This is a genomic window from Streptomyces sp. LARHCF249, from assembly GCF_052871255.1.
Genome location: NZ_JBIXJQ010000005.1, coordinates 574,732 through 599,566, shown reverse-complemented (window position 1 = coordinate 599,566; position 24,835 = coordinate 574,732). Strand labels below are relative to the sequence as shown.

Sequence of the window (24,835 nt, the reverse complement as noted above, 5' to 3'; positions counted from 1 at the left end):
GACCCTAGGGCAGGACCTTGCCGACGCCGCCCAGGGCCTGGGTGGCGCGCTGGCTGATCTGCCACAGCTGGCCTTCACGGTTGCTGACGTAGATCCAGCCGTTGACGGTGTCCAGCGCGAGGCCCTCGCAGGTCCCCAGACCGGTGGCCACCACGCGCTGCGCGCCGTCCGCGAGGGTGATCTCGTGCAGGCGCCCGCCGTTCAGGTGGTCGATGGTGTAGGCCCGGCCGGCGCCGTCGAGGGCCACGCGGATGGTGCTCGCCCCGGTGAGGCTGGTCACGACGCGGTAGGTGCGGGCGGCCAGGTCGACCTCGTACAGGTGGCCGCCGTGGTCCTTGCGTCCGACGTACGCCTTGCCCCGCCCGTCCAGCTCCACTCCGCCGGTGCCCTGCCCCAGGGCTGGGGCGATCGCCTGCTTCTGTCCGCCCTGCAGGTCGACGGCGAACAGCTGCCCGTCGAGCCAGCTGGCGACATAGGCCTTGCCCGCCGCGTCGAGCGCGACGCCGTACGCGTACGGTACGTCGGCGACCTTGCGGAAAGTGCCCTTCTGCAGGTCCACCGCGAGCAGGCGCGCACCGCTGTAGTCGGCGATGTACGCCGTGCCGCCCTGGCTGTCCACCCGCACATCGCCGACCTCGCCCAGGGCGCTCGCGACCACGCGCTGGGCGCCGGTGCCGACCTTCACCGCGTACAGCTTCTGGCCGCCCCGGTCGGCGACGTACACCGTGTTCGACGACGGGTCGACCGCCAGGCCTTCGGACGTTCCCAGACCCGTCGCGATGAGGGCGTGGCTCTTCTTCTTGCCGATGAGCTCCGACAGGTCTTCGAGCTTCGGCATGTCCGCCTCGCCGATGCTCACCTGCGGCGGTCCGAAGGCCTTCGTGCCGGCCGAGGCCATGGCGGAGGCCGAGCCAGGGTCTTCGGAGACCTGGCGCTGCGCGGCGGCCATGCCCTGGGCGTTCTGGAAGAGCGGGCCCAGGAAGCCCATGACGTCGAACGCCCCGTGCGCGGTCTGGCGCACGAGCCACGGGTCCCGCTCGCTCTCCAGCTTGCGCACGGCCTCCGAGACGTCCCCGGCTCCCGGAGTGTCCTTGCCCAGCGCCTGAGCGGACTTGTCGGCGGAACCGGCCTCGTCCCCGCCGTTGTCAAAGATGTTCTTGAAGGACATGAATTCCCCTCCCGAGCCCTTAGAGGGGCTGCTTCTGGTTCTGGTAGTCGAGCACTTCCGGCTGGAAAACCCGGTGTTCTCCGGTACGGACAGCGACGATCTCGGCCGTCCCCTTCTGCAGGAACCGCTTTCCCTCGTCGGCCAGGTCGAAGCGGGCGGCATCGAGGGCGGATTCGCCGAGTTTCCAGGCGATGACCCTGGAGTGTTTCGGGCCGGGGGCCTTCGACGGAGTCTCGGCCACCTCCACCGGCTCGGGATAGTACAAGGCGACCCAGCCGCCGAAGGTGACGGGGAATTCATAGTCGAACTGGCGGATCTGGCGACGCGTCGTGGCCATCACGTCCGCCCGGCTCATGACTTCGAAGCTGACCGACGACTGGTGCTTCCATTCGGTGGTCAGGGAACCACTGACGGATCCGGTGATCCCGAGCAGGAGTTCTCCCCACAACTCCCCTGTGCCGGTGACGGAACTCGTGGCCGTGGTGTTGCCCGTCGCCTCCGTCTGGGACTCCGTGTTGACGCCCTGGTTGTCCTTGCTGTTGAGGAGGGTGGTCTTCTGGTACTGCTTCATCTCCATGCTCTTCGCGAGCTGCTGCTGGAGCGATGCGATGGACTTCGCCCCGAAGGTGAGCTTCACCTCCCCTTGGAGCGACCAGCTGATCGTGTTCGAGATCGAGAATTCGACCGTGTCCGTCACGGTGATTTTGATCGGGTCGGTTCCGTTGATGTACGTCTGCTTGGAGATCATGTCGGGAGGGGGCTGCTGGATGTCGCTCCGCTCCTCGACAACCGGTACGCCGACATTCATGAACGCGCGCCAGCCGCGCTCCTGCGCGGTCGCCTCTTCCTCGGGGAAGCCGCCGTAGCGCACCTTGTTCAGGGAGAACCCGATCGGGTCTATCTGCTTGCCCCCGCCCTGGGGGGTCCGCTTGAATTTGTTCCGCAACTGGTTCCGCTGGAGGATGCCCGCGGCCCTGGCCGCGACGTCGAGTTCCTCCTGGTTCCGCGTGGTCAATGGGTGGCGCATGAAAACGTCGTTGATGTAGGCGGTGCCTACTTCGTTCCTCATACTGCTGTCGCCCATGTTCTTCAGCCCTCCCTGTGTCGCCGATCGGTGACGCTACGCATCCGGCAGCTGATGATCATCAGGCCGAACTCGCCACCGGGCGACAACCGGACAGACGCCGCTGACCAGGCACTTGATCCCGCTCGGCCGGCGCGTCCGCGCGTCGGGCCACTGTCCCGGGAAAACCATTTCCTTGATCTTCGGGGCCAAGATCAACAAGTGCGGTGCCGCGGCCGTCGGGACGGCGCGGCACCGCCGGTGTCCGGAACTACGCTGCGTGGCCGCCCAGGCGCCGCTGGACCACATTTTCCGGCTCGAACTGGTCTCGGCCGTATGTTCGACTCCGTTGGGGATGCCTTGACGACAGACCTTGGGGCCGATCAGGCACGGCGCAGGCGCACCGTCACGATCTGGAACGGGCGCAGCCGCAGGGCGACCGTGCCGTCCGGGGACGGGGTGGCGACGGCGTCGCCCGGCAGGGGGCGCTCGAGGAGGTCGCTCTCGACCGCCGCCGTGACCGGGAAGCCCGGCGCGAGGGCGGCCTCGGCACGGCCGCCGCGGGACTCGTAGAGGCGGACGATCACGTCGCCGCCGCGGTCCTCGGCGAGTTTGACCGCCTCGACGACCACCGCGTCGTTGTCCACGGCCAGCAGCGGGGCGACCGGGCCCGCGCCGTTCACCACCCGCTCCGGCAGGTTGAGCGCGTGGCCCTCGCGGACCGCGTCCCCGATCCCCGCACCCGGCGCCAGCGCGAACCGCAGGGTGTGGGCGCCCTGGTCGGTCTCCGGGTCGGGATAGCGGGGCGCGCGCAGCAGGGAGAGCCGGATCGTGGTGGTCTGGCCGCCGTCGGCCCGCATGTCGCGGGTCACGTCGTGCCCGTAGGTGGACTCGTTGAGCAGGGTGACCCCCCAGCCGGGCTCCTCCGCGTGGATCCAGCGGTGGGCGCAGATCTCGAACTTGGCCGCCTCCCAGGAGGTGTTGGTGTGGGTGGCCCGGTAGACGTGCCCGAACTGGGTTTCCGAGGCGGACCGTTCGGCCTTCACGTCCAGCGGGAAGGCCGCCTTGAGGAACTTCTCCGTCTCGTGCCAGTCCACGTCCGTGACGATGTCCAGCGTCTTGGCCCCGCACCGCAGGGTGAGCGACTGGACCGCCGTCGAGGAGCCGAAGGAGCGGGTGACCCGGACGGTGACGGCCGAGGGGCCGCTCTCGGTGACCTCCATGGCGTCCAGGGCGACCAGGTCGGTGACCTTGTTGCGGTAGAACGCGTCGATGTCCCAGGCGTCCCACATGTTCGGGAAGTCGGGGTGGATCTGGAGCAGGTTCGCCGCGCCGCCCGGCGCGACCGCCTCGCGGCCCGCCTCCAGGTCGTACGCGGAGACGACCAGCCCGCGGCCGTCGATCTCCACCAGCAGCCGGCCGTTGGCCAGGACGTGGCCGCCGCCGTGGCGCTCCTCCACCGTGACCGGCTGTCCCGCCCCGGCCGGAACGCCCGCACCGCCGGCCGGGATGCCGCGCCGGGCGTGCGGGGCGCAGTTGAAGACCAGGGCCTGCCCGCCCTCCCCCGCCAGTGCCGTCTGCGCGGCCAGGGTGATCCCCTGGAGCTCCTCGCGCACCGACCGGTACGTCTCGCGCGCCTCGCGGTGCACCCAGGCGATGGAGGAGCCGGGCAGGATGTCGTGGAACTGGTGCAGCAGCACCGTCTTCCAGATCCGCTCGAGGTCCTCGTACGGGTAGGCGTACCCCGGTACCCGCACCGCGGCGGTGGCCGCCCACAGCTCGGCCTCGCGCAGCAGCGATTCGCTGTGCCGGTTGCCCTGCTTGGTCTTGGCCTGGGAGGTGTACGTGCCGCGGTGCAGCTCCAGGTAGAGCTCGCCGGCCCAGACGGGCGCGTCCGCGTACTCGGCATGGGCCTTCTCGAAGAAGGCGTCCGGCCGCTCGACCTCGACCCGCGGGGAGCCTTCGAGGTTCCGCTGGCGCTTGGCGCGGGCCAGGTGTTCCCGGGTGGGCCCGCCACCGCCGTCGCCCCACCCGAAGGGCACCAGCGAGCGCGAACCGCGGCCCTTCTCCTGGTAGTTGCGGGCGGCGTGTGCCAGCTGGGCACCGCCCAGGTCGGAGTTGTAGGTGTCGACGGGCGGGAAGTGGGTGAAGACCCGGGTTCCGTCGATGCCCTCCCACCAGAAGGTGTGGTGGGGGAACTTGTTGACCTGGGACCAGCAGATCTTCTGGGTCAGGAACCACGTGGAGCCGGAGAGCTTGACGATCTGCGGCAGCGCGGCGGTGTAGCCGAAGGAGTCGGGCAGCCAGACGTTGCGGGTCTCGATGCCGAACTCGTCCATGAAGAACTTCTTGCCGTAGAGGAACTGGCGGACCATGGCCTCGCCGCCGACCATGTTGGTGTCGGACTCCACCCACATCCCGCCGACCGGCACGAACTGCCCGTCCGCGATCTTCTTCTTGATCCTTTCGAAGAGCTCGGGCCGGTACGTCTTGATCCAGTCGAGCTGCTGCGCCTGCGACATGGCGAAGACGAACTCGGGGTGCTCGTCCATCAGGCCGACCATGTTGGAGGAGGTGCGGGCGACCTTGCGCACCGTCTCGCGCAGCGGCCACAGCCACGCGGAGTCGATGTGCGCGTGGCCCACCGCGCTGATCCGGTGCGCGGAGGCGTGGGCGGGGGCGGCGAGCACGCCGGCCAGGCACGTGCGGGCGGCGGCGGCGGTGCCGGGCACGTCCCCCAGGTCCACGGCGTCCAGTGCCGCGTCGACGGCGCGCAGGATCTCGTACCGCCGGGCGTCCTTGGTGTCGAGCTGTGTCATGAGGTCGTGGAGGACCTCCAGGTCCTGGACCAGTTCCCAGACCTCGGTCTCGAAGACGGCGAGGTCCATCCGGGCGATCCGGTAGAGGGGCTGGTCGCCGCTGGTCCGCCGGTCGCCCTCGTACGTGGCCGTGTGCTCGACGAGGACCGGGTTGGAGGCGGCCTCGACGTACCACTCGACGCGCTCGCCGCCCTCCGCCCGGTCGGCGACGCGCACCCAGTCGTTGTACGGGTTCAGCGCCTTGACCTCGCTGCCGTCGGCCCGGTGGACCAGGCCCTCGCACTGGAAGCCGGGCATCATCCGGTCGAAGCCCAGGTCGAGGACGGCCTCGACCGTACGGCCGGCCCAGCCGGCCGGGACGGTGCCGGTGACCTTGAACCAGGTGGTGCCCCAGGCCGGGCCCCACGGCTCGCCGGCCGCGCACGGCTCGTACGCCGCCGCCAGGCCCTGGGCGACGGGGACGGGCTCGCCCGGGGCATCCCAGCGCGCGAGGGCCAGCGGGACCGAACCGGAGTGGACGGCGGGCTTGATGCGCTCCTTCAGGACCCGGCGGAGGCGGTGTTCGGTGATGCTGCGGTCGTCGTGCATGACGGCTGCTCCAGGAGGGAGAGGGGTCGGGACACGGGAGGGGCGGGAGAGCGGGGAGGCGGCGGGAGGGCGCGGAGGCGGCGGTTCAGGTCTTGACGGCTCCCTCTCCGACGCCCTTGAAGAAGAAACGCTGGAGGGCGAAGAAGAGGAGCATCATCGGGATGAGCGCGGCCATGGCGCCCGCGGCGATGAGCCGCTGGTCGTTGACGGTGGTGGCGCCGGCCAGGGTCTTCAGGCCGAGCTGGAGGGTGTAGTGCTCGCTGTTGGTGAGGACCAGCAGGGGCCACAGGAAGTCGTCCCAGGCACCCATGAAACCGGTGATGCAGACGACGGCCAGCGACCCCTTGGCGGCGGGGAGGAACACCCGGGTGAAGCGGGTCCACTCGCCCGCGCCGTCCAGGACCGCGGCTTCCTCCACTTCCTTGGGTACGGCCAGGAAGGCCGCCCGCATGATCATGATGTTCAGGACGGAGACGGCGCCCGGCAGCCACACGCCGATGAGGGTGTCGACCAGGCCCATCTCGCGGACCGTGAGGAACATCGAGATCATCACCGACTCGAAGGGGAACATCAGGGTCGCCACGAGCACGGTGAAGACGGCCTTGCGGCCCTTCCAGCCGGGCCGGGACAGGGCGTAGCCGCCCATCGCCGCGAAGAGCAGGTTCGAGGTGACGGCGAGGACGGCCACGACGAGGGTGTTGCCGACGTACTGGAGCAGCGGGAACGACTCGGCGACGCGGACGTAGTTGTCGAGGGTGGGCTGCGAGGGCAGGACGCCGTCGTAGACGTTCTCGGTGCGGCCGCGGATCGAGGTCAGGAACTGCCAGACGATCGGGCCCAGCATGATCACGAGCATCAGGAGCAGCGTGGCGTACCGGCCGGTGAGGCCGATCCAGGGGCGTCTCACGTCTCGTCCCCCTTCGACAGGCGGCGGCCGAGCAGGCTGAAGACGAGCGTCAGGAGGAACAGCAGGATGGAGACGGCGGAGGCGTAACCGGTCTCCCCGGAGAAGCCGAGGCCGACCTGCCGGATGAGGAAGGGCAGGGTGCGGGCGCCGCCGCCGGGGCCGCCGCTCTCGCCGCCGAGGATGTAGATCTCGGTGAAGACGCGCAGCGCCGAGATGGCGGAGAGGGTGCCGACCAGCAGCATCATCGGCTTCACCTGGGGGACGGTGATGCTGAAGAAGCGGCGGACGGGGCCGGCGCCGTCGAGGGCAGCTGCCTCGTAGAGGGAGGCGGGGACGTTCCCGAGGGCCGCGAGGTAGAAGACCATGTAGTAGCCGAGGCCCTTCCACACGGTCACGATCATCGCGGAGACCAGCAGCATCGTGCTGTCGGTCAGGAACGGGACCGGTTCGGAGACGATGCGCAGCTGCCGGAAGACGGTGTTGACGAGGCCGTCGCTGCGCAGCACCCACTGCCAGATCAGGCCGACGACCACGGCGGAGGCGATCACCGGGGTGTAGAAGGCGGAGCGGAAGAAGCCGATGCCGGGGACCTTGGTCTGTACGAGGACGGCCAGCGCCAGCGGCAGCAGGACCAGGCAGGGCACGACGACGGCGAGGTACAGCACGCTGTTGCCGGTCGCGGTCCAGAAGTCGGGGTCGGCGAAGGCGCGGGTGTAGTTGCCGAAGCCGACGAAGGTGCCGCCGCGCAGGATCCGGGCGTCGGTGAAGGAGAGGATGACGGTGTTCACGAACGGCCAGAGGCTGAACAGCGTCACCATCAGCAGGCCGGGGGCGAGGAAGAGGTACGGGGTCCACCAGGCTCGGTGGCGCACCGCGCGGGTCACTTCCGGGCCGCGTCGGCGAGCAGCCTGTTGGCCTCCTCCTGGGCCTTCCTGACGGCCGTCCGGGGGTCCTGTTCGCCCTTGATGGCCTTCTGCATCTCGCGGACGACGGCGTCGCCGACCTGGCTGGTCCACTGGACGGGGGTGTTGGCGTCGAGCTCGGCCGTCTTCAGCTGCTCGGCGCCGACCGCGCGGGCGAGGGTCTCGGCGTCCTCGCCGTCGCCCTTGTCCGCGAAGTACGGGTCGGCGAGGCCCTGGGCGTTGGACGGGTAGATGGTGGCCTTCTTGGAGAACGCCACCTGGTTGGGGCCGTTGGTGACCCACTTGGCGAACTCGGCCGCCGCGTCGAGGTGTCGGGTGTCCTTCTTGATGCCGAGGGACTGGGCGTAGATGCCGATGTGGCCGAGGGTGCCCGTGACGGCGCCGGCGACCCGGGTGTTCGCGTAGACCTGCGGGGCGTTCTGCTTGATGTCCTTGACGAACCCCGGGGAGCCGGGGCCGAAGACGAGCTTCCCGCCGCCGTAGAGCTGGTTGATGTCGTCGGACTTGAGGAGGGACTCCTTGGGCATCGCGCCCTTGGCGTACAGGTCCTTCATCCGCTCCACCCACGCGACGGCCCGGTCCGTGTCGAAGGTGAACCGTTCCCCCTTCGCGTCGAGGATCGGGACGCCCATCTTCTGCCAGTCCCCGGGCAGCCGGCCCTTGGGGTCGGCCATGAAGGCGGCGTAGCGGCCGCCGGACGTGGCGGCGATCCGCTCGGCGTAGTCGAAGAACTGCTCCACGGTGGCCGGCGGCTTGGCCGGGTCCAGGCCGGCCTTCGCGAAGAGCTCCTTGTTGTAGGTGAGGATCTCCGGGGTCACGTACCAGGGGTAGGCGTAGACGCCGTCGCCCTTGCCCGGCAGCTTGAACTGCTCCCAGGCGCCCGGTACGTACTCCTTGGCCAGCGCGCCGTCGAGCTTGGCCACGTCGGCGAGCATGCCCCGGTCGCCGAGGAGCTGGAAGGAGTCGGTGGACAGGTTGACCACGTCCGGCAGGGCGCCGGCCTGGGCGTCGGCGACGAGCTTCTCGTTGTAGCCGTCGCCCGGAACGTCCTCCCATTTGACCTTCGCGTCGGGGTACTTGGCCTCGAACCCGTCGATGACGCCCTGCACGTAGGCCGTGAACGCGGGCTTCAACTGGAGTGTGCGGAAGGTGATCTCGCCCGCCACTCTGCCCGTCTTCTCGGCCTCCTCCAGCTCTCCCGAGCCACCGCTCAGCCCGCAGGCGCCGGTCGAGAGGAGGACGCCGGCCACCAGCAGGGCAACGGCCGTACGGGTCGGCTGTGAACAGGTCGGGGCCGAACGTGTCATCGTCGCCGCCTTCGCAGAAGTCCGGCCTCATTGCCGGAGGCGGTGCCCACGGTCGTCGGGATTCAAGACCTCGTCAATGAGGCAGCGGCCCGCGTGGCCGGTGATGCCCTGGTCCGGAATGCCGCGACAGCAGTACCGGGACACCGGAAGACCCGCACGGCGCCCAGCTCGACCTGCGCTAATGCGCTTTAGCCCAAAGGCAGTTGACGGTGATATCGATTCGATAACGAAGCCGAAACTAATGCGGTTTACTTCATCGGGTACTCGGTCTTCTCCGCGAGCTTGCCGTCCTTGAAGCAGAACCGGAGCACGGTCTCCTTGCCGTTCTTGGTGTCGCCGCTGGAGATGTACCAGGAGCAGGCGCTTCCCTCGGGTTCGACCGGGCCGCCGTCCTTCAGGGCGCTCTTGACGAAGGAGTCGCCGGACGGGAGCTTGGCCCGGACCTCGCCCTCCGCGTCGCCGGTCTTCACCGCCTCGTAGACCTTGGGGTCGACCAGGGTCTTGTCGGCCATGTCGAGGACCTTCCCCATGCCGAACACCGCCAGCACGGCGAGGCCCGTGCCCAGTACCAGCGCCACCCCGCAGCCGATCAGACAACCCTTGCGCTGTGCCACGCCCGTTCCTCCGTGTCGTGTCCGTGTCGTTCCGTGTCCGGCGGCGGTCGTTCGCCCGGACACTCCGACCTTCGCAAACGGCGGGGCCCGGGGCTGTCCTCGAAAGTCGTCGGCTGCCGCGACGATCGTCGTTCGAGCTCAGGCCCGGTCGGTCACGGCAGCACCAGGTCCCCGGGGTCCGTGTTGGCCCCGCAGAGGATGACGGCGACCCGCTCGCCCAGCGGCTCGGACGCCGCGCGCTGGGCCGCCAGGGCGGTGGCCGCGCCCGCCTCGACCACGATCCGGTGCTCCTCCCAGAGCGCCCGCCGGGCGGCAGTGATCGCCTCGTCCGGGACCAGGACCGACCGTACGGTCCCGTGCTGCGCGGCGGCCAGCGCGTCCGCGGAGACCCGGGTGGCCCCGAGGGAGTCGGCGGCGACGGAGTCCACGGCGACGTCCACCGGGCGGCCCGCCGCCAGGGCCGCGTTCAGGGCGCGGCAGTTCTCCGGCTCGGCGGCGATCACCCGTACGCCGTGTTCGCGCGCGGCGGTGGCGACCCCGGCGAAGAGTCCGCCGCCGCCGACCGCGACGACCACGGCGTCCAGTCCGGGCAGCGCGGACCGGATCTCGTCGAGCAGGGTTCCGGCGCCCGCGGCGATGAGCGGGTGGTCGTAGGCGTGGCTGCTCAGGGCCCCGCTGTCCGCGGCGAACTCCTCGCAGGCGGCGAGCGCTTCGGCGTACCGGTCTCCGACGAGCCGCACCTCGGCCCCGTACCCGCGCAGCCGTTCCACCTTCACCCGGGGGGCGTTGGCGGGCAGGAACACCGTCGCGGGCACGGCCTGGTCGCGGGCCGCCCAGGCGCAGGCGAGCCCCGCGTTGCCGCCGGAGGCGATGGTGACCCCGGCGGCCGGGAGGCTGCCGGCCCGGTGGTGGGCGGCGAGGAAGTTGCGCGCGCCGCGGGCCTTGAAGGACCCGGTGTGCTGGAGGTGCTCCAGGGCGTACCAGACCCCGTCGGCCGCGGGGGCCACGGCGACGGGGCGTACCGATCCGGCGATCCGGTCGGCGGCGGCGCGTACGGCGGCGTAGTCGAGCTGCTGTGCAGGTTGCATGGCCTGTCTCCCCAGTCAGGTGGTGGGCCCGGCGGGCCGGGCAGGCCGGGCGGCCTCGATCAGCTGGCGCAGGGCGCCGTAGTACACCTCGTGGTCCGTCAGGGGCGGCAGTACGTCGGCCAGCCCCGCGGAGAGCACGGGGAACCGCTCCGGGTCCAGGGCGGCGAGGGCGGCCCGGGAGGCGGCGGTGGCCGCGGCCGGATCCCGGTGGTCCACGAAGGCCGCGCTGCCCAGGGTGAGCAGGTACATGCGGCGGTAGACGGTCATCGCCTCGGCGGCGGTCATCCCCGCGGCCACGCTGTCGGCGAGGGCGGGTTCGACGAGGCGGGCGAGCAGCTGCCGCCCGAGCCACGGCCGGCCGCCGCGCAGGATGAGCAGCCCGGGGTGGGCGGTGAGCAGCCGGTACAGCGCGCCGAACCGCTGTTCGCAGGCGTCGGCCCAGTCGGTTCCGGGGGCGATGTCCGGCAGCTGCGCGGCCAGGTGCTCGGTGCACAGGTCCAGCAGTCCGGCGAGGTCGGCGCAGCGGCGCTGGACGGTGGCGTGGGAGACGCCGAGCCGGTCGGCGAGGGCGCGGAAGCTCAGGGCGGCCGGCCCCTCCTCGTCGAGGAGGCGCAGGGCGGCGACGGCGATCGCCCCGGGGGTGGCCTGGTCCAGGGCGGATGATCTCCTCGGCATGAGATACACCGTAACATACGACGTATCATATCCGCCCCCGCTCCCTGGAGCCTCTTTGGTGTGACATCGATTGCGGCCATATTGCTGGTCAATGGCGGATATCAGCCGACTTTCGTTGACAGCGGGTAGTCGCCTCGCTGCACTGGGCGCACGACTGCCCGTCCCCACGTCAAGGAGAATCCGTGCCGCCTCGCCTGCGCGCCTCGCTCCCCTGTCTGACCGCGGCCGCCCTGTTCGCCCTGGCGCTCTCCCCCGCCCCCGCGGGCGCCGAGCCCACGGCCACCTCGGACACCCCGCTCGCCCTCACCCCGCCCATGGGCTGGAACAACTGGGCCCACTACATGTGCGACATCGACGAGGCCACGGTGGTCGCGAACGCCGATGCCCTCGTGTCCACCGGGCTCGCCGCCAAGGGCTACGACACGGTGACCGTCGACGACTGCTGGATGACCAAGAGCCGCGACGCGCAGGGCGCGCTGGTCGTCGACACGGCGAAGTTCCCGCACGGCATGGCCTGGCTCGGCGACTACCTGCACGCCAAGGGCCTGAAGTTCGGCATCTACCAGGACGCCGGCTCGCTCACCTGCGAGAAGTATCCGGGAAGCGGCGCGCCCCAGGGCGGTGGCGCGGACCACTACGCGCAGGACGCGCGGCAGTTCGCCTCCTGGAAGGTGGACTACGTCAAGATGGACGGCTGCAACCTGTGGGTGCCGGAGGGCAAGACGAAGGAGCAGGCCTACCGGGACGCCTACCACGCCGTCGCCGCGGCCCTGCGCGCGAGCGGCCGGGACATGGTGCTGTCGGCCTCCGCGCCCGCCTACTTCCAGCAGGGCGAGTGGGGCGGCTCCGACTGGCACAAGGTCCTCGGCTGGGTCGGCGAGACCGGTCAGCTGTGGCGCGAGGGCCGGGACATCACGGTGTACAAGCCGGCCGCCCCGGCCGCCTCCCGGTGGAGCTCGGTGCTGGGCAACTACGGCTACAACCGCTGGCTCGGCCGCTACGCGGGCCCCGGCAACTGGAACGACCCCGACTTCCTGATCGCGGGCGCTCCCGGCCTGAGCGCGGCCGAGAGCCGCAGCCAGGTCGCCCTGTGGGCCATGATGGCGGCCCCCTTCATCCTGTCCTCCGAGGTCTCCGAGCTCACCCCGGAGGGCCTCGCCGCCCTCGGCAACACCCGGCTGATCGCACTGGACCAGGACCCCATGGGCCGTCAGGGCGCGGTGGTCTCCTCCAACGCCACCTTCGAGATCCTCGTCCGGCCGCTCGCGAACGGCGACCGGGCGGTGGCCGTGCTCAACCGCTCGGGCGCCGCACGGAACATCAACGTGCCCCTCGACGAGATCGGGCTGCCGTCGTGCACGGCGGACGCGCGGGACCTGTGGAGCGGGGAACGCCGGGAGGTCTCCGACACGTTGACCGGGCGCGTCGGCGCCCACGACACCGGGGTCTGGCGGCTCACCCCGCGCGGCTGCGCCCAGCCGGTGCCGACCGGGCAGATCGTCGGGAACGGCGCGAAGTGCGCTGACGGTGCCAACACCACGGGTGTCGGCGCGGTCGTGCTCGGGGCGTGCACCGGGGCACCCGACCAGCGGTGGGTCCTGGGCCACGACGCGAGCCTGCGGCTGGCCGGCCGGTGCCTGTCGGCGGGCGAGGACGGGCGGGTGGAGCTGGCCGCTTGCGCGCCCGCCGAGGAGCAGCAGCCCGGCCAGACCTGGGCGCACCGGCGCGGCGGGGCCCTCGTCGAGGCGGCGAGCGGCATGTGCCTGACGGCTCCCGACGCGGCCGCCACCCCGGACGCCCCGGCCGAGCGGCTCCGGCTGGCCCCGTGCGGCGAGCACCGGGTCGACCAGGCCTGGGCCCTCCCGGTCTGACGGGGCCGAGGATGACGCAATCGAAGCGCACGCCGCCCGGCGGGCCCCCGTCCGGCTCCGGGCCCGTCGCGTTCGCCGCCGTCCCCGCGGTGCTGCTCGCCCTGCTCGGCGCGGCGGCGGCTCCCGGGGCAGCCGCCCCGGGCCCCGGGTCGCCCGCGCGGGCCGGGGTACGGGCCCCCGCAGGCGTACCGAACGACGCGCGGGCCGAGGTACGGACCGACGCGAGGCCCGGCACGCCCGCGCGGGCACGGGCCGGCGTGCCGCGGCCCGGCGGCTTTGACGTCGCGCCCGCGCGGGCCGCCCTGGAGCGGCTGCTGCCGCGCCACGCCGGGCAGTTCACCCTGGTACCCGACACGGCGGCCGCAACCGACGCCTTCACGGTCTCCGGGACGCCCGGCGCGATCACCGTGCGCGGCAGCACCGGCGCCACCCTGCTCACCGGTGTCGGCTGGTACCTCCAGCACGTCGCCGGGGCGGACATCGGCTGGCCCGGCGACAGCATCGGCATGCTGCCCGCCGAGCTGCCGGGCGTCGCCGCTCCGGTCACCCGCAGCGCACTCGTGCCCCACCGGTACGCCCTCAACGACACCGACGACGGGTACTCCGGGCCGTACCGCACCTTCGAGGAGCACCAGCGGCAGATCGACCTGCTCGCCCTGCACGGCATCAACGAGGTGTTCGTGCAGGTCGGCGCCGAGTACCCGTACCACCGGGCGCTCCAGGGCTTCGGCTACTCCGCCGAGGAGCTGCGGCAGTGGGTACCCGGCCCCGGGCACCAGAGCTGGTGGCTGCTGCAGAACCTGAGCGGCTTCGGCGGGCCGGTCTCCGAGCGGCTGATGCGGGAGCGCGCCGAGCTGGGCGGGCGGATCGCGGAGCAGTTGCGCGGCCTCGGCATGACCCCTGTGCTGCCCGGCTACTTCGGCACCGTGCCGCCGGGGTTCGCCGCCCGGAACCCGGGGTCCGCCACCGTGCCGCAGGGCGACTGGGCGGGCTTCGACCGCCCGGACTGGCTCGACCCGGCCTCTCCGGCGTTCGGAGAACTGGCCGCCGCGTACTACGCCGAGCAGCGGGCGGTGTTCGGGGACAGCACGATGTACCGGATGAGCCCGCTGCACGAGGGCGGCCGGACAGGGTCGGTGGACGTGAAGTCCGCCGCCGGGGCCATCCAGGCAGCCCTGCACGCAGCCCACCCCGGGGCGCTGTGGGCGGTGCTGGGCTGGCAGGACGATCCGACCGCGGAGCTGCTCGCCGGGGTGGACACCTCGAAGGTGCTGATCCTGGACGGACTGTCGGACCGGTACAACCGGCTGGACCGCGAGGCGCGTTGGGGCGGCGCCCCGTACGCGATGGGCACCATCTACAACTTCGGCGGGCACACCACGATCGGCGCGAACACCTCCGTGTGGCTCGAGCGGTTCGGGCCCTGGCGGGCGAAGAGCAACAGCGCCCTGGCCGGGATCGCCTACCTGCCGGAGGGCACCGGGACCAATCCGGCCGCCTTCGACCTCTTCACCGACCTGGCCTGGGAGCCGGGGCCGGTCGACCAGCGGCAGTGGTTCGCCGGCTTCGCGGCCCGCCGCTACGGCCGGCCCGACGCCGAGGCCGCCGCGGCCTGGGAGGAGCTGCGCAAGGGGCCGTACAGCACCTCGTCGGGGCTGTGGTCGGAGTCGCAGGACAGCCTGTTCACCGCCCGGCCGAGCCTGACCGCGGCGGGAGCGGCGTACTGGAGCCCCAAGTCCATGCGCTATCCGGCCGGTGCGGTCCGGCGGGCGCTGGACCACCTGCTCCGGGTGGATCCGCGGCTGCGCGGCTCCAGCGCCTACCGCTTCGACCTGGTGGACACCGCCCGGCAGGCGCTCGCCAACCACTCGCGGGTGCTGCTCCCCAAGATCAAGGCGGCGTACGAGGCCAAGGACCTGGCCCGCTTTCGGGCGCTGACCGCCGAATGGCAGGACGCGGAGCGGAAGTTGGACGCGGTCACCGGCTCCGATCCGAACTTCCTGCTCGGCAGGTGGCTCGCGGGGGCGCGCTCGTGGGGTGCCGACACGGCCGAACAGGACCGGTACGAGTACGACGCGCGCTCGATCCTCAGCGTGTGGGGACGTCGCGGCACGAGCGAGGACGGCTTCCTGCACGACTACGCGAACCGCGAATGGAGCGGCCTGGTATCGGAGTTGTACGCCAGGCGGTGGAAGGCGTACTTCGACTCGCTGGAGGAGGCGCTGGTGGGCCGGACCGCGCCGCGGACGATCGACTGGCACGCCTTCGAGGAGGAGTGGGCCCGGCGGACCACCCGGCATCCGGCCGGCCCGAGCGGGGATCCGCACGCGCTCGCGTCCGGGATCGCCGCGTTCCTGCCGGCGGCCGGCTGACGTACACCACGGCCGGCGGTGACGATCACCTCATCCGGTGATCGTCACCCTCCCGTGGGAATCTCGGTACTCGTGCGAGGGAGAACCCACCCCGCGGATCGCCTCGCGGGAGCATCACTCGGTTCACTGGCCCGGAAACGATCAGGGGCGGCCACCGGAGCGATCCGGCGGTCGCCCCTTCCGATGCCATGACGGCAGGACGCGAGCAGGAGTTCACCGAACATGTCCCAGACCGAACACGAGCACTCCGCGCAGGAGCGGGCGCAGCAGGAAGGGCCGCAGCAGGAACGGCCTGCGACCCCCTCCCCGGCCGCCGCGCCCCTGGAGCTGCTGACGCTGCTCGCCGCCGGGGTGGCCGACCTGGCCCTCGACCAGCTGCGGCAGTCCGCCGACCGGGCGCAGCAGGTGATGCGCCGCTCCGATCTGCGGGAGCTGCTCACCGACGGGGTGGTGGAGCTGCGCAAGCGCGGGGAACTGGCCACCCGCCGGGCAGGCGTGGGCAACGAGAACTACCTGGAGACCATGGCCCGGCGGGCCGCCGAGCGCGTCGCCGCCGAGGGCCGCCCCTGTGCATGACCACACCGGCTTCAAGGAGCGCATCGACGAGGTGCTGGTCCGGCTGGCCGACGAGGAGGAGCGGGCCCTGCTCGGCCTGCACGCCGAGCTCTCCCCGCTGTCGGAGCAGTTGCGCCGCTCCCTGGCGCGCGGGAAGCGCATCCGGGCCGCGTTCCTGTACTGGGGGTGGCGGGCGGCGGGGCAGCCCGACTGCGAGGGGGTGATCCGGGCCGCGGCCGCGATGGAGCTCGTTCACGCGGCGGCCTGCACGCATGACGACATCATCGACGACAGCCGGACGCGGCACGGGCAGCCCACGGCGCACGCCGCGTTCGCCGCGGCCGGTCAGCGCTCCACCGCCCTCGCGATGATCCTCGGCGATCTGCTGATGGGATACGCGGGCCACGTCTTCACCTCCTGCGGCCTGCCCGGGGCCTATCTCGCGCGGACCGTGCCGCTCTGGTCCACGCTGCTGCGCGAGACGATGGCGGGCGAGTTCCTGGAGGTGCTGCGCACCGACGCGAAGCCGGCCCGCGAACCGCAGGTGGCGGAGTCCCTGGAGGTCGCCCGCTACAAGACGGCCAAGTACACGGTGGAGCGGCCGCTGCACCTGGGCGCCACCCTCGGCGGCGGATCCCGCGCCCTTTTGGACGCCTTCTCGGCCTACGGGCTTCCGCTCGGCGAGGCCTTCCAGCTGCGCGACGACCTGCTGGGCACCTTCGGCGACCCGGCCAGGACCGGCAAGTCGAACCTCGACGACCTGCGGGACGCCAAGCCCACCGCGCTGCTCGCGCTGACGGTGGCGGCGGCCGGCCCGGACGAGCGCCGGCTGCTCGCCAAACTCGTCGGCAACCCGGAGCTGGGCCTCGAAGAGGCCGCTGCGGTCCGCGAGTTGATGGAGCGGTGCGGAGCCCGGCAGCAGGTCGAGGACATGATCCGCGAGCGCATCGTCCGGGCCACCGGCGCGCTGGACACCGTACCGATGCCCGCCGAGGCGCGGTCCGCGCTGCACGAACTGGCCGGCACCGCGGCCGAGCGGTCGCTGTAGCCGCGACCGCCGCTGCCGTCAGCGCCGCGGTCACCGCCCCCGGCCGGCCGGTCCCGCCCCCGAAGACACGAGAAGGACAACCGACGTGAACACCACCAAGAGCGCCTCGCCGAAGACCCGTTACGACGACGCCGCACTCGACGCCCTGCTCACCCAGGGGGATCCGCTCGCCGACGAGACCGTCGCCGCCATGTTCCACCGCAAGGAGGTCGGCGACCTCAACACGCTGATGCGGTTCTTCACCACCGCCGGGGACAAGCTCCCCGAGCAGCTCCCGGCCTCCGCGCGGGCCTATTTCGAGGCGACCGCCCTGCCGCCGAGCTGGGTGGACTGGGACGTCATGGAGCAGGCCCGGCTGTTCTTCATGGACAACGCGGCCCACATCAACACCGGCCTGTCGTTCGCCGCCATGCCCGCGACGTACGCCATCCCGAGGCTCTCCCGGCTGCTCTCCTCGACGCACTCCCTCGCGTACCCCTCGCGCCGGATGGCCAACACCGGGCAGTTCGTCACCTACCTCATGCAGACCAACTCCTTCGCGGAGGGCAGCAAGTTCATCCCGGCCGCGCAGAAGGTGCGGCTGCTGCACGCGGCGGTCCGCCACCACCTGCGCCACGGCGGCCACTGGGACGTCGAGAGGGACGGACTCCCCATCTGCCAGGAGGACATGATCGGGGGTCAGGTCTGCTTCTCGCTGCTGGTGCTCGACGCCATGCACCAGCTCGGCATCCACATGAGCGAGGACGGGGCGGAGGCCTACTTCTACGCCTGGCGGGTCGTGGGGGCCATGCTGGGCTGCGACATGTCGGCCGTACCCGAGAACCTCTCCGAGGCCCGCGACTACTGCGACCTCTACCTCCTGCGCAACCTCGGCCCCTCGCCCGAGGGGGTCCGCCTCAACTCCCAGCTGATGCGGATGTACGAGGACGTGGTCCCCGGGACCTTCTTCGACCCGATGGTGCCCGCCACCGTCCGCTACCTCGTCGGCGACACCATCGGCGACTGGCTGGAGATCCCGCGCACTCCCTGGGACACGGCGGCGAAGGCCGTGCCCGTGTTCCTCGGCCTGCTGGAGACGATCGAGGACAGCAGCCCCTACGCGGAGTGGGCGCTCGACAAGGCGGGCTCGCTGCTCTCCGGCTTGGAGCTGTCCGCGCTGACCCGGGGCCGGGTCATGCACCACGCCATCCCGGAGGAGCTGAAGACCGAGTACGGGGTGAAGCCGCCCCGCACCGGGCGCTGGGTACCGCCCGCGCCGGTGCACTGACGGGCGGAGCCGGCCCCCGACACGGTGCGCGGCGAGGTGCGCGGAGCTTGCGGGGGCGCGTCACACTGGCCGTGTGACAGCAGACCGGAGGCATCGGCAGCGGCTGCTCGGCGCCCTCAGCGGGCTGGTGGCGGCGGCCGCGGGGCTGGCCGTGGGCGAGCTCGCGGCGGCGGCCGTCCGGCCCGAGTCCTCCCCCGTGGCCGCGGTCGGCGCGGCCGTCGTCGACGCCACGCCCACGGCCGTCCGGGAGTGGGCGATCCGGCAGTTCGGCACCGCCGACAAGCTGGTGCTGACGCTCGGCATCCTGGCGATCCTGGCCCTGGTCGCCGCCGGGGCGGGGATGCTGGCGCTGCGCCGCCTCCCCGCCGGGCTCGCCGTCGCGGGCGGCTTCGGACTGCTGGGGGCGGCGGCCGCGCTCGGCCGGCCGGAGGCGGGCCCGCGGGACGCACTGCCGGCGCTGGCGGCCGGGCTGGCCGCGGCCGGGGTGCTGTGGCTGCTCGTGACCGCGGTACGGCGTCCCCGCCCGTCGGGATCGCCGCCCGGTGGCGCCTGGGCGATGGACCGCCGCGGCTTCGGCCGGCTGGTCGCCGCCACCCTGGCGGTCTCGGCCGGGGCCGCACTCGCCGGACGGCGCCTCGGCGCGTACGGCTCCGCCGGTGCGACGGCCTCCCGGGCCCGCTTCCGGCTCCCCCGGGCCACCGTGCCCGCGCCGCCGGTGCCCGCCGGCGCCGACCTCCGGGTGCCCGGGGTCTCCCCCTTCCTCACTCCCAACCAGGACTTCTACCGCGTGGACACCGCCCTGGTGGTGCCGCGCGTGGACGCCGACACCTGGCGGCTGCGGATCCACGGGGAGGGCGTGGCCCGGCCGCTCACCCTCGACCTGCGGGAGCTGCTCGCCCGCCCGGTGGTCGAGCACGACATCACCCTGTGCTGCGTGTCCAACGAGGTCGGGGGCCCGTACGCGGGCAACGCCCGCTGGCTCGGCGTCCGCCTCGCCGACCTGCTCCGCGAGGCGGGGGTCCGGCCTCCGTCCGCGGGCGGCCCCGCCGACCAGCTGGTGGCGCGCTCGGTGGACGGCATGACGATCGGCACGCCCGTCGAGACCGTCATGGACGGCCGGGCGGCACTGCTGGCCGTCGGGATGAACGGCGAGCCGCTGCCCTTCGCGCACGGCTTCCCGGTCCGGATGGTCGTACCGGGCCTGTACGGGTACGTCTCCGCCTGCAAGTGGCTGAGCGAGCTTCGCCTGACCACCTTCGCCGCGTACGACGCCTACTGGGTGCGCCGCTCCTGGGCGGAACAGGCCCCCGTCAAGACGCAGACGCGGATCGACACCCCGCGCTCGTACACGTCGCTCGTGCCGGGCCGGGTGGCGGTCGCCGGGGTGGCGTGGGCGCAGCACCGGGGCATCGAGCGGGTCGAGGTACGGGTGGACGGCGGCCCCTGGCAGGAGGCGCGGCTCGGGGCCGCGGACGGCCTCGACACCTGGCGGCAGTGGGTGTGGCCGTGGGAGGCGACGGCGGGCTCGCACACGCTGGAGGTCCGCGCCACGGACGGGACCGGCGCCGTCCAGACCGGGGAGCGCGTCGGGACGCTGCCCGACGGGGCGACCGGCTGGCACGCGGTGACGGTGCGCGTCGCGCCGGGCTGACTCACGGCGGCGCCGCCGGTAGATTGACCCGGCAATCGCGACATCCTGCGCATCTCGTCTCGTTCATCTCATGTGCCTCAGCCCCGTCCCGTACGTCAGGAGCCCGGCGCCGTGGAGCTGACCAGTACGTCGTTCCTCGTCACACTGATCGCCGCCACGGTGCTCGCCGTGCTCGCCGCACTGCTCCTGTGGAACCGGATCCCGGGGCCGGGGTGGGTGCGGTGGCCGGTGCGGGTGCTGATGATCGGGCTGTGCCAGCTCACCGCCATCGGCGTGGTGGCCACCTGGATCAACGGCAGTTACGGGCTCTACTCCTCCTGGGAGGACCTCCTCGGCACCGACGCGGGGCAGGAGGCCGGGGCGATGACCGGCCCGCCGGTGGGCCGGGCCCGGTTCACCCAGAACGGCGACGGCACCCAGACCACCTTCTTCCGCGGCTCCCACTCGAAGCTCGCCGGCGAGGTCATCGTGTGGACTCCCCCCGAGTACAGCGCGCCGGGCGCGGACCGCACCCGCTTCCCCGTGCTGATGCTGCTGCACGGCCACCCGGGCACGCCGCGCACCTGGATCGACCTCGGGGGCATGCCGGGGGCGCTGACCCAGATGGTGGAGCTGGGCGCGGCGCACCCCTTCATCCTGGTCATCCCGGAGATCTATCCGGGCGGGGTGAACACCGACTGCAGCAACACCCCGCAGCGCAAGATCGCCGACTGGCTGGCGCAGGACGTACCCGAGCTGGTCGCGCGGAACTTCCGTACGCTGCCCTCCCCCGCCGGATGGGGGCTGATGGGCGTCTCGACCGGGGCCTTCTGCGCGGCCAAGCTGCCGCTGCAGTACCCGGGGGCCTTCCGGGCGGGCGCGGCCCTGGACCCCGATCCGCTGACCGGCGACCCGGAGGTGCTGCCCGATCGGGTGCTGCGGGAGCGCAACAGCCCGATGTGGCTGGTCGCGCACACGAAGAAGGCGGACGTCGGGCTGTTCCTGGCCACCTCGGAGCAGGACAAGGACAGCCCGCCGCAGCAGCTGGAGGCCTTCGCCAAGGCTGCGGCGGGCAGCGGAGTCCGGGTCAAGACCCTGGTCCGTCCGATCGGCGGCCACAACTTCCGGACGTGGACCGGGATGTATCCGGACGCGCTGGGCTGGCTGAGTACGGAGGTGTCGCCGCCGGGTCCGGGTTAGGACCGGTCCTGGGCGGCGCGGGTCAGGCGGACCGGCAGTGCCTCCACGCTGTTGCCGATGAAGCTGCGCTGGTGCGGGAGTTCACCCTCGGGGACGGCGAGGTCCAGGTCGGGGAAACGGGTGAAGAGCCGCTCCAGGGCGATGGTCGCCTCCAGGCGGGCGAGCGGGGCGCCCACGCAGTAGTGGGCTCCGTGCCCGAAGGACAGGCTGCGGGCGGCGGTGGGGCGGGCGAGGTCGAAGCGGTCGGCGTCCGGTCCGTGGAACGCCTCGTCCCGGCCGGCCGCGGTGTAGCCGGCGAGGACGGGGGTGCCCCGCGGGATCACGGTTCCGTCGACGGTCACGTCACGGGTGGGGTAGCGGAAGGGGAACCAGCTGACCGGGCCGTCCCAGCGCAGGGTCTCGTCCACCACGTCCGACCAGGTGGCCTTCCCCTCGAGGACGAGGGCGAGCTGGTCGCGGTGGGTGCACAGCGCGCGCACCGCGTTGCTGATGAGGTTGAGGGTGGTCTCGTGGCCCGCGACGAGCATCAGCCGCATGGTGCCGATGAGTTCGGCCTCGCTGAGCCGGTCGCCGTCGCCCTCGCGGGCGGCTATCAGGGCGCTGGTGAGGTCCTCGCCGGGGTCCGCACGGCGGGTGGCCGCGATGGTGCCGATCAGCTCGACCAGTTCGCGTACGGCCGCCATCACCTCGGCCGGTGTGGTGTCGGTGGCGATGATCACCGTGTTGGACAGGTGGTGCAGCCGGCCGCGGTGCTCGGGATCCACGCCGAGCAGCTCGCAGATGACGCTCATCGGCAGGGGCAGGGCGAAGTGCGTGCGCAGGTCGGCCGTCCCGTCGGGGGATTCGGCCGCGGCCCGCTGCAGGTCGTCGAGGAGTTCGGCGGTCAGCTGCTCGACGCGCGGCCGCAGCCGCTCCACCTGGCGCGCGGTGAAGGCCTTGCCGACGAGCGAGCGCAGGCGGCGGTGGTCGGCGTCGTCGGCGGTGTGCATGCCCTGGGCGTTGGCGAAGACCCGCAGCGGCCAGTCCGCGGGGATGGTGCCGTCGTGCAGGGACGGGAAGTGCCGGGAGTCCTTGGCCACGTCGGGGTGGGCGAGGAACTCCTTCAGTGCCTCGTGACCCAGCACGACCGCGCCGGGGACCCCGCCGGGCAGGACGACCTCCGCCACCGCGCCCTCGGCGCGCAGCCGGGCGTTGAGGGCGTGCGGGCAGCCGCCGGCGGGGTCGATCACGTACGGGGTGTCCGAGGCGTGCGGGGCGGACGAGAGGGGGGACGACAAGCCGGTTCTCCTGACCTGGTGTACGGAACTCGGTCAACAGTGCGGCTTGCGGGGCGGGTTGTACAAGCCCGCCCCGCCGTGTCTCAGAACCAGTTGAGGGTGAGCGCGAAGGAGGTTCCGGCGGTGGCTCCCGTGGAGTCGGTCGCGGTGGCGGTGACCTGGACGGTGCCGCTGCCCCAGGGCTTGCCGGTGATGCGTCCGGTGGCACTGTCCAGGGTCAGGCCCCAGGGCAGACCGGCGGCGGCGTAGCGGACGGGGGGCTTCCCGCCGGTGGCGGCGAGCTGGATGCTGCAGGGCTGGTTGAACTTGCACGTCTGCGGGCCGGGGTTGGCGAGCTTCAGATCACCCGGGGTGGGGGTGGGGGTCGGGGTGGGCGTCGGGGTCGGGGTCGGCGTGGGCGTCGGCGTCGGCGTCGGGGTGGGGGTGGGGGTGGGCGTCGGGGTGGGCGTGGCGCCGCATCCCGGGGTGGCCTCCGGCGGCAGGGGCACCCGCCAGATCTGGGTGTCGTTCTCCGATCCGACGAGCAGGTTCGCGCAGTCGGCGTACGTCACCGTCTCGCCCTGCGACTGGGCGGGCAGGGCCACGTCCGCCAGCTTGGTGCCCGAGGTGTCGTACACGGAGGCGGTGTTTGCGCCCATCGGTCCGCCGCTGCGCAGGGTGTACGAGGAGCCCGTCGGCGAGAACGCCCCGTCGGTGGCGAACACCGGGCCCGGCCGGACCGCGGTGAGGGTGTTGACCTGTCCGGTCACCGGCGGCAGCGGAGCCTGGTACAACTGGCCCGCCGAGCCGATGAGTTTGCTGGCGATGTACATCCTGCCGGTGCCGGGGTCGGCGAGCAGGGACTCGGCGTCGTGCTTGCCGTCGGCGTAGGCGAACCGGTAGGTCACCGGCGTCACGGTGGCGTTGGCGAGCCGCTCGGGCTCCGCGAAGGCGTGTACGGAGATCTCCGCGCGGCCGCTGAAGTTGTCCCCGATGTCGCCGACCAGGACGGTCGGGCCGCCCGTGGCGTCCTTGCCGATCGCCAGGCCCTCCCAGTCGGTGTTGCCGACGCCCGAGACGGTCAGCGTGGCCACGAGCCGGCCGGTGGCGGCGGTGCAGTCGATCGCGAAGACCTGGTTGCTGTTCCCGCTGTCGTTGACGGCGTAGAAGACGCCCGGGTGGCGGCGGCTCATGGCGAGGCCGCTGAGCTCGGCCAGGCCGCCGGGCAGGGTGCACATGCGCTCCGGCGCGAGGGCGTCGGCGGACGTCGCGGCGGGCGGGGTGAGGGCACCGGAGGCCGTGGCGCCGGCGCTGGCCATCCAGGCGACGCCGGGCAGGATCGTGGCGAGGGCCGCGGTCGCGAGGGCGGCGGCCCGGTGGGGTGTGAGGGCTCGGGACATGCCCACCATGTGACGGGACATCAGCCGGCGGCACCAGGTCGCATCGCCTCCCGTTCGAGCATCGTTCAATGCCGCATCGGCATGCCTCGGTCAGCGCACCGGTTCCCGTACGGGCGCCTTGTGCCCGGCGTGGGCGATGAAGGCGCGGGCGGCGCGGCTCAGGGCCCGCCGGGCGTGCGCGATGCCCACGGGACGCAGCAGGGGTGGAGTGAAGGAACGTATCTCCGCCCGACTGCCGAAGGCCCTCAACACCACGTCCCGGTACCAGATGAGGGATCCGCGGCCGTCGGTCACACCCGTCACCCAGGCGAGCCGCTCATCGACCTCCAGGGCCGGCACGGGCCGCACGCCGAGGCAGCTGAACATGGCTTCCATCTCGGTGCGCCGGCCGGTGCCCGGGGTGGGCAGCACCATCGGCAGCCCGTCCAGCATGCGGAACGGCAGTGGCTGCGGCAGCCGGGAGCCGAGCGGCGAGATCAGCACCACCTCGCGCTCCTGGATGAAGTGGGTGGAGAGCTCCTTGTCGATGGGCAGGTCGACGAGGGCCAACTCGGAGCGGCCTTGGGTCAGTTCCTGGACGAGCGCCTCGCGGCTGTCGTGCTGCTGGAGCCGGACGTCCACGCCGGGGTGCCGCTCGGTGAAGGCGGCGACCAGGTCGGAGGCCAGGTCGAGGGCCAGGGTGGGCGTGGTGACGAGGCTGAGGGCGGCCCGGGTGTCCTTGCCGTGCGGGGTCCCGATGTCGTCGATGGCCTCCACCGCGTTGAGCACGGTGCGGGCCAGCCGGACGACCCGGGCCCCCTCCGGCGTGAGGTCCACCCCCCTTCCCCGGCGGGCCAGGAGTTCCACGCCCAGATCGCGTTCCATGGCCTGGACGGCCCGGGACAGGGCGGACTGGGCGACGAAGACCGAGGCGGCGGCGCCGGTGATGGACCGGCAGTCGGCGACGGCGACGAGATAGCGCAGCTGCGCGAGCGTGGGCGTCATGACCGGACGGTAACCGCGTGAGGCTGTACCTGTAAGGGCTCGTAGGGTGAACAACCACCGGACCGCGGCGCGGCGTTCATGCCCGGTCGGCGGTGAGGCA

The 24,835-nt window shown here is 72.3% G+C and carries 19 protein-coding genes; 7 read left to right on the top strand and 12 right to left on the bottom strand.

Annotated features, from left to right (window positions below):
- Window positions 1-4: 4 nt before the first annotated feature.
- From ACIPUC_RS17535 to ACIPUC_RS17495, 9 genes are all read right to left on the bottom strand, one after another.
- Window positions 5-1,168 carry a hypothetical protein gene (locus ACIPUC_RS17535; RefSeq protein ID WP_446590323.1) on the bottom strand — a complete coding sequence of 388 codons (1,164 nt, stop codon included), beginning with the start codon at window positions 1,166-1,168 and terminating at the stop codon, window positions 5-7.
- Window positions 1,169-1,187: 19 nt separating this feature from the next.
- Window positions 1,188-2,237, bottom strand: coding sequence for a gluconolaconase (locus ACIPUC_RS17530; protein WP_446590321.1), 1,050 nt, complete (start codon window positions 2,235-2,237; stop codon window positions 1,188-1,190).
- Window positions 2,238-2,614: 377 nt separating this feature from the next.
- Complete coding sequence (locus ACIPUC_RS17525; protein ID WP_446590319.1) at window positions 2,615-5,638, bottom strand: alpha-mannosidase; 3,024 nt, start codon at window positions 5,636-5,638, stop codon at window positions 2,615-2,617.
- Window positions 5,639-5,723: 85 nt separating this feature from the next.
- Window positions 5,724-6,494 carry a carbohydrate ABC transporter permease gene (locus ACIPUC_RS17520; protein ID WP_446590455.1) on the bottom strand — a complete coding sequence of 257 codons (771 nt, stop codon included), beginning with the start codon at window positions 6,492-6,494 and terminating at the stop codon, window positions 5,724-5,726.
- A gap of 47 nt (window positions 6,495-6,541) precedes the next feature.
- A complete protein-coding gene (locus ACIPUC_RS17515) occupies window positions 6,542-7,417 on the bottom strand; it encodes a carbohydrate ABC transporter permease (protein WP_446590317.1) in 876 nt (291 codons plus the stop codon).
- 8 nt (window positions 7,418-7,425) lie between these two features.
- A complete protein-coding gene (locus tag ACIPUC_RS17510; protein ID WP_446590315.1) occupies window positions 7,426-8,775 on the bottom strand; it encodes an ABC transporter substrate-binding protein in 1,350 nt (449 codons plus the stop codon).
- Window positions 8,776-9,023: 248 nt separating this feature from the next.
- Window positions 9,024-9,389 carry a hypothetical protein gene (locus ACIPUC_RS17505; RefSeq protein ID WP_446590314.1) on the bottom strand — a complete coding sequence of 122 codons (366 nt, stop codon included), beginning with the start codon at window positions 9,387-9,389 and terminating at the stop codon, window positions 9,024-9,026.
- Window positions 9,390-9,541: 152 nt separating this feature from the next.
- Window positions 9,542-10,477 carry a serine/threonine dehydratase gene (locus tag ACIPUC_RS17500; protein ID WP_446590313.1) on the bottom strand — a complete coding sequence of 312 codons (936 nt, stop codon included), beginning with the start codon at window positions 10,475-10,477 and terminating at the stop codon, window positions 9,542-9,544.
- Window positions 10,478-10,492: 15 nt separating this feature from the next.
- Window positions 10,493-11,152: a TetR/AcrR family transcriptional regulator gene (locus ACIPUC_RS17495; protein WP_446590311.1), complete on the bottom strand. Its 660-nt coding sequence runs from the start codon at window positions 11,150-11,152 to the stop codon at window positions 10,493-10,495.
- A 182-nt stretch (window positions 11,153-11,334) separates the two neighbouring features.
- On the opposite strand from ACIPUC_RS17495, the gene ACIPUC_RS17490 reads away from it, so the two are divergent.
- From ACIPUC_RS17490 to ACIPUC_RS17460, 7 genes are all read left to right on the top strand, one after another.
- The gene (locus tag ACIPUC_RS17490; protein WP_446590310.1) at window positions 11,335-13,023 is read left to right on the top strand and encodes a ricin-type beta-trefoil lectin domain protein; all 1,689 of its coding nucleotides are present in this window, start codon (window positions 11,335-11,337) and stop codon (window positions 13,021-13,023) included.
- Between the two features lie 11 nt (window positions 13,024-13,034).
- Window positions 13,035-15,395 (top strand): alpha-N-acetylglucosaminidase, encoded by a 2,361-nt coding sequence (locus ACIPUC_RS17485; RefSeq protein WP_446590309.1) that lies wholly within the window; start codon window positions 13,035-13,037, stop codon window positions 15,393-15,395.
- A 222-nt stretch (window positions 15,396-15,617) separates the two neighbouring features.
- Window positions 15,618-15,971 carry a hypothetical protein gene (locus ACIPUC_RS17480; protein WP_446590308.1) on the top strand — a complete coding sequence of 118 codons (354 nt, stop codon included), beginning with the start codon at window positions 15,618-15,620 and terminating at the stop codon, window positions 15,969-15,971.
- Complete coding sequence (locus ACIPUC_RS17475; protein WP_446590307.1) at window positions 15,964-16,998, top strand: polyprenyl synthetase family protein; 1,035 nt, start codon at window positions 15,964-15,966, stop codon at window positions 16,996-16,998. The genes ACIPUC_RS17480 and ACIPUC_RS17475 overlap by 8 nt, the downstream gene beginning before the upstream one ends.
- 85 nt (window positions 16,999-17,083) lie before the next feature.
- Window positions 17,084-18,265: an oxygenase MpaB family protein gene (locus tag ACIPUC_RS17470; RefSeq protein WP_446590305.1), complete on the top strand. Its 1,182-nt coding sequence runs from the start codon at window positions 17,084-17,086 to the stop codon at window positions 18,263-18,265.
- A 73-nt stretch (window positions 18,266-18,338) separates the two neighbouring features.
- Window positions 18,339-19,916, top strand: a complete 1,578-nt coding sequence (locus tag ACIPUC_RS17465) for a molybdopterin-dependent oxidoreductase (RefSeq protein ID WP_446590304.1) — start codon at window positions 18,339-18,341, stop codon at window positions 19,914-19,916.
- Window positions 19,917-20,027: 111 nt separating this feature from the next.
- Window positions 20,028-21,095: an alpha/beta hydrolase gene (locus tag ACIPUC_RS17460; protein ID WP_446590302.1), complete on the top strand. Its 1,068-nt coding sequence runs from the start codon at window positions 20,028-20,030 to the stop codon at window positions 21,093-21,095.
- Here the strand turns inward: ACIPUC_RS17460 and ACIPUC_RS17455 are convergent.
- From ACIPUC_RS17455 to ACIPUC_RS17445, 3 genes are all read right to left on the bottom strand, one after another.
- On the bottom strand, window positions 21,092-22,372 hold the full coding sequence (locus tag ACIPUC_RS17455; protein WP_446590300.1) for a cytochrome P450 family protein: 1,281 nt from the start codon (window positions 22,370-22,372) through the stop codon (window positions 21,092-21,094). The two genes, ACIPUC_RS17460 and ACIPUC_RS17455, sit on opposite strands and share 4 nt — an antisense overlap.
- Window positions 22,373-22,455: 83 nt before the next feature.
- Window positions 22,456-23,751: a putative Ig domain-containing protein gene (locus ACIPUC_RS17450; protein WP_446590299.1), complete on the bottom strand. Its 1,296-nt coding sequence runs from the start codon at window positions 23,749-23,751 to the stop codon at window positions 22,456-22,458.
- Between the two features lie 90 nt (window positions 23,752-23,841).
- Entirely contained in the window at window positions 23,842-24,735 is an 894-nt protein-coding gene (locus ACIPUC_RS17445; RefSeq protein WP_446590298.1) for a LysR family transcriptional regulator, read from the bottom strand.
- Window positions 24,736-24,835 lie beyond the last annotated feature (100 nt).

What these genes read in the sequence shown, in the direction of transcription:
- ACIPUC_RS17480 (WP_446590308.1), top strand. Translation starts at nt 15,618, where the DNA reads ATGTCCCAGACCGAACACGAGCACTCCGCGCAGGAGCGGGCGCAGCAG.
- ACIPUC_RS17535 (WP_446590323.1), bottom strand. Translation starts at nt 1,168, where the DNA reads ATGTCCTTCAAGAACATCTTTGACAACGGCGGGGACGAGGCCGGTTCC.
- ACIPUC_RS17445 (WP_446590298.1), bottom strand. Translation starts at nt 24,735, where the DNA reads ATGACGCCCACGCTCGCGCAGCTGCGCTATCTCGTCGCCGTCGCCGAC.
- ACIPUC_RS17495 (WP_446590311.1), bottom strand. Translation starts at nt 11,152, where the DNA reads ATGCCGAGGAGATCATCCGCCCTGGACCAGGCCACCCCCGGGGCGATC.
- ACIPUC_RS17500 (WP_446590313.1), bottom strand. Translation starts at nt 10,477, where the DNA reads ATGCAACCTGCACAGCAGCTCGACTACGCCGCCGTACGCGCCGCCGCC.
- ACIPUC_RS17525 (WP_446590319.1), bottom strand. Translation starts at nt 5,638, where the DNA reads ATGCACGACGACCGCAGCATCACCGAACACCGCCTCCGCCGGGTCCTG.
- ACIPUC_RS17520 (WP_446590455.1), bottom strand. Translation starts at nt 6,494, where the DNA reads ATGCTCGTGATCATGCTGGGCCCGATCGTCTGGCAGTTCCTGACCTCG.
- ACIPUC_RS17530 (WP_446590321.1), bottom strand. Translation starts at nt 2,237, where the DNA reads ATGAGGAACGAAGTAGGCACCGCCTACATCAACGACGTTTTCATGCGC.
- ACIPUC_RS17485 (WP_446590309.1), top strand. Translation starts at nt 13,035, where the DNA reads ATGACGCAATCGAAGCGCACGCCGCCCGGCGGGCCCCCGTCCGGCTCC.
- ACIPUC_RS17450 (WP_446590299.1), bottom strand. Translation starts at nt 23,751, where the DNA reads ATGTCCCGAGCCCTCACACCCCACCGGGCCGCCGCCCTCGCGACCGCG.
- ACIPUC_RS17510 (WP_446590315.1), bottom strand. Translation starts at nt 8,775, where the DNA reads ATGACACGTTCGGCCCCGACCTGTTCACAGCCGACCCGTACGGCCGTT.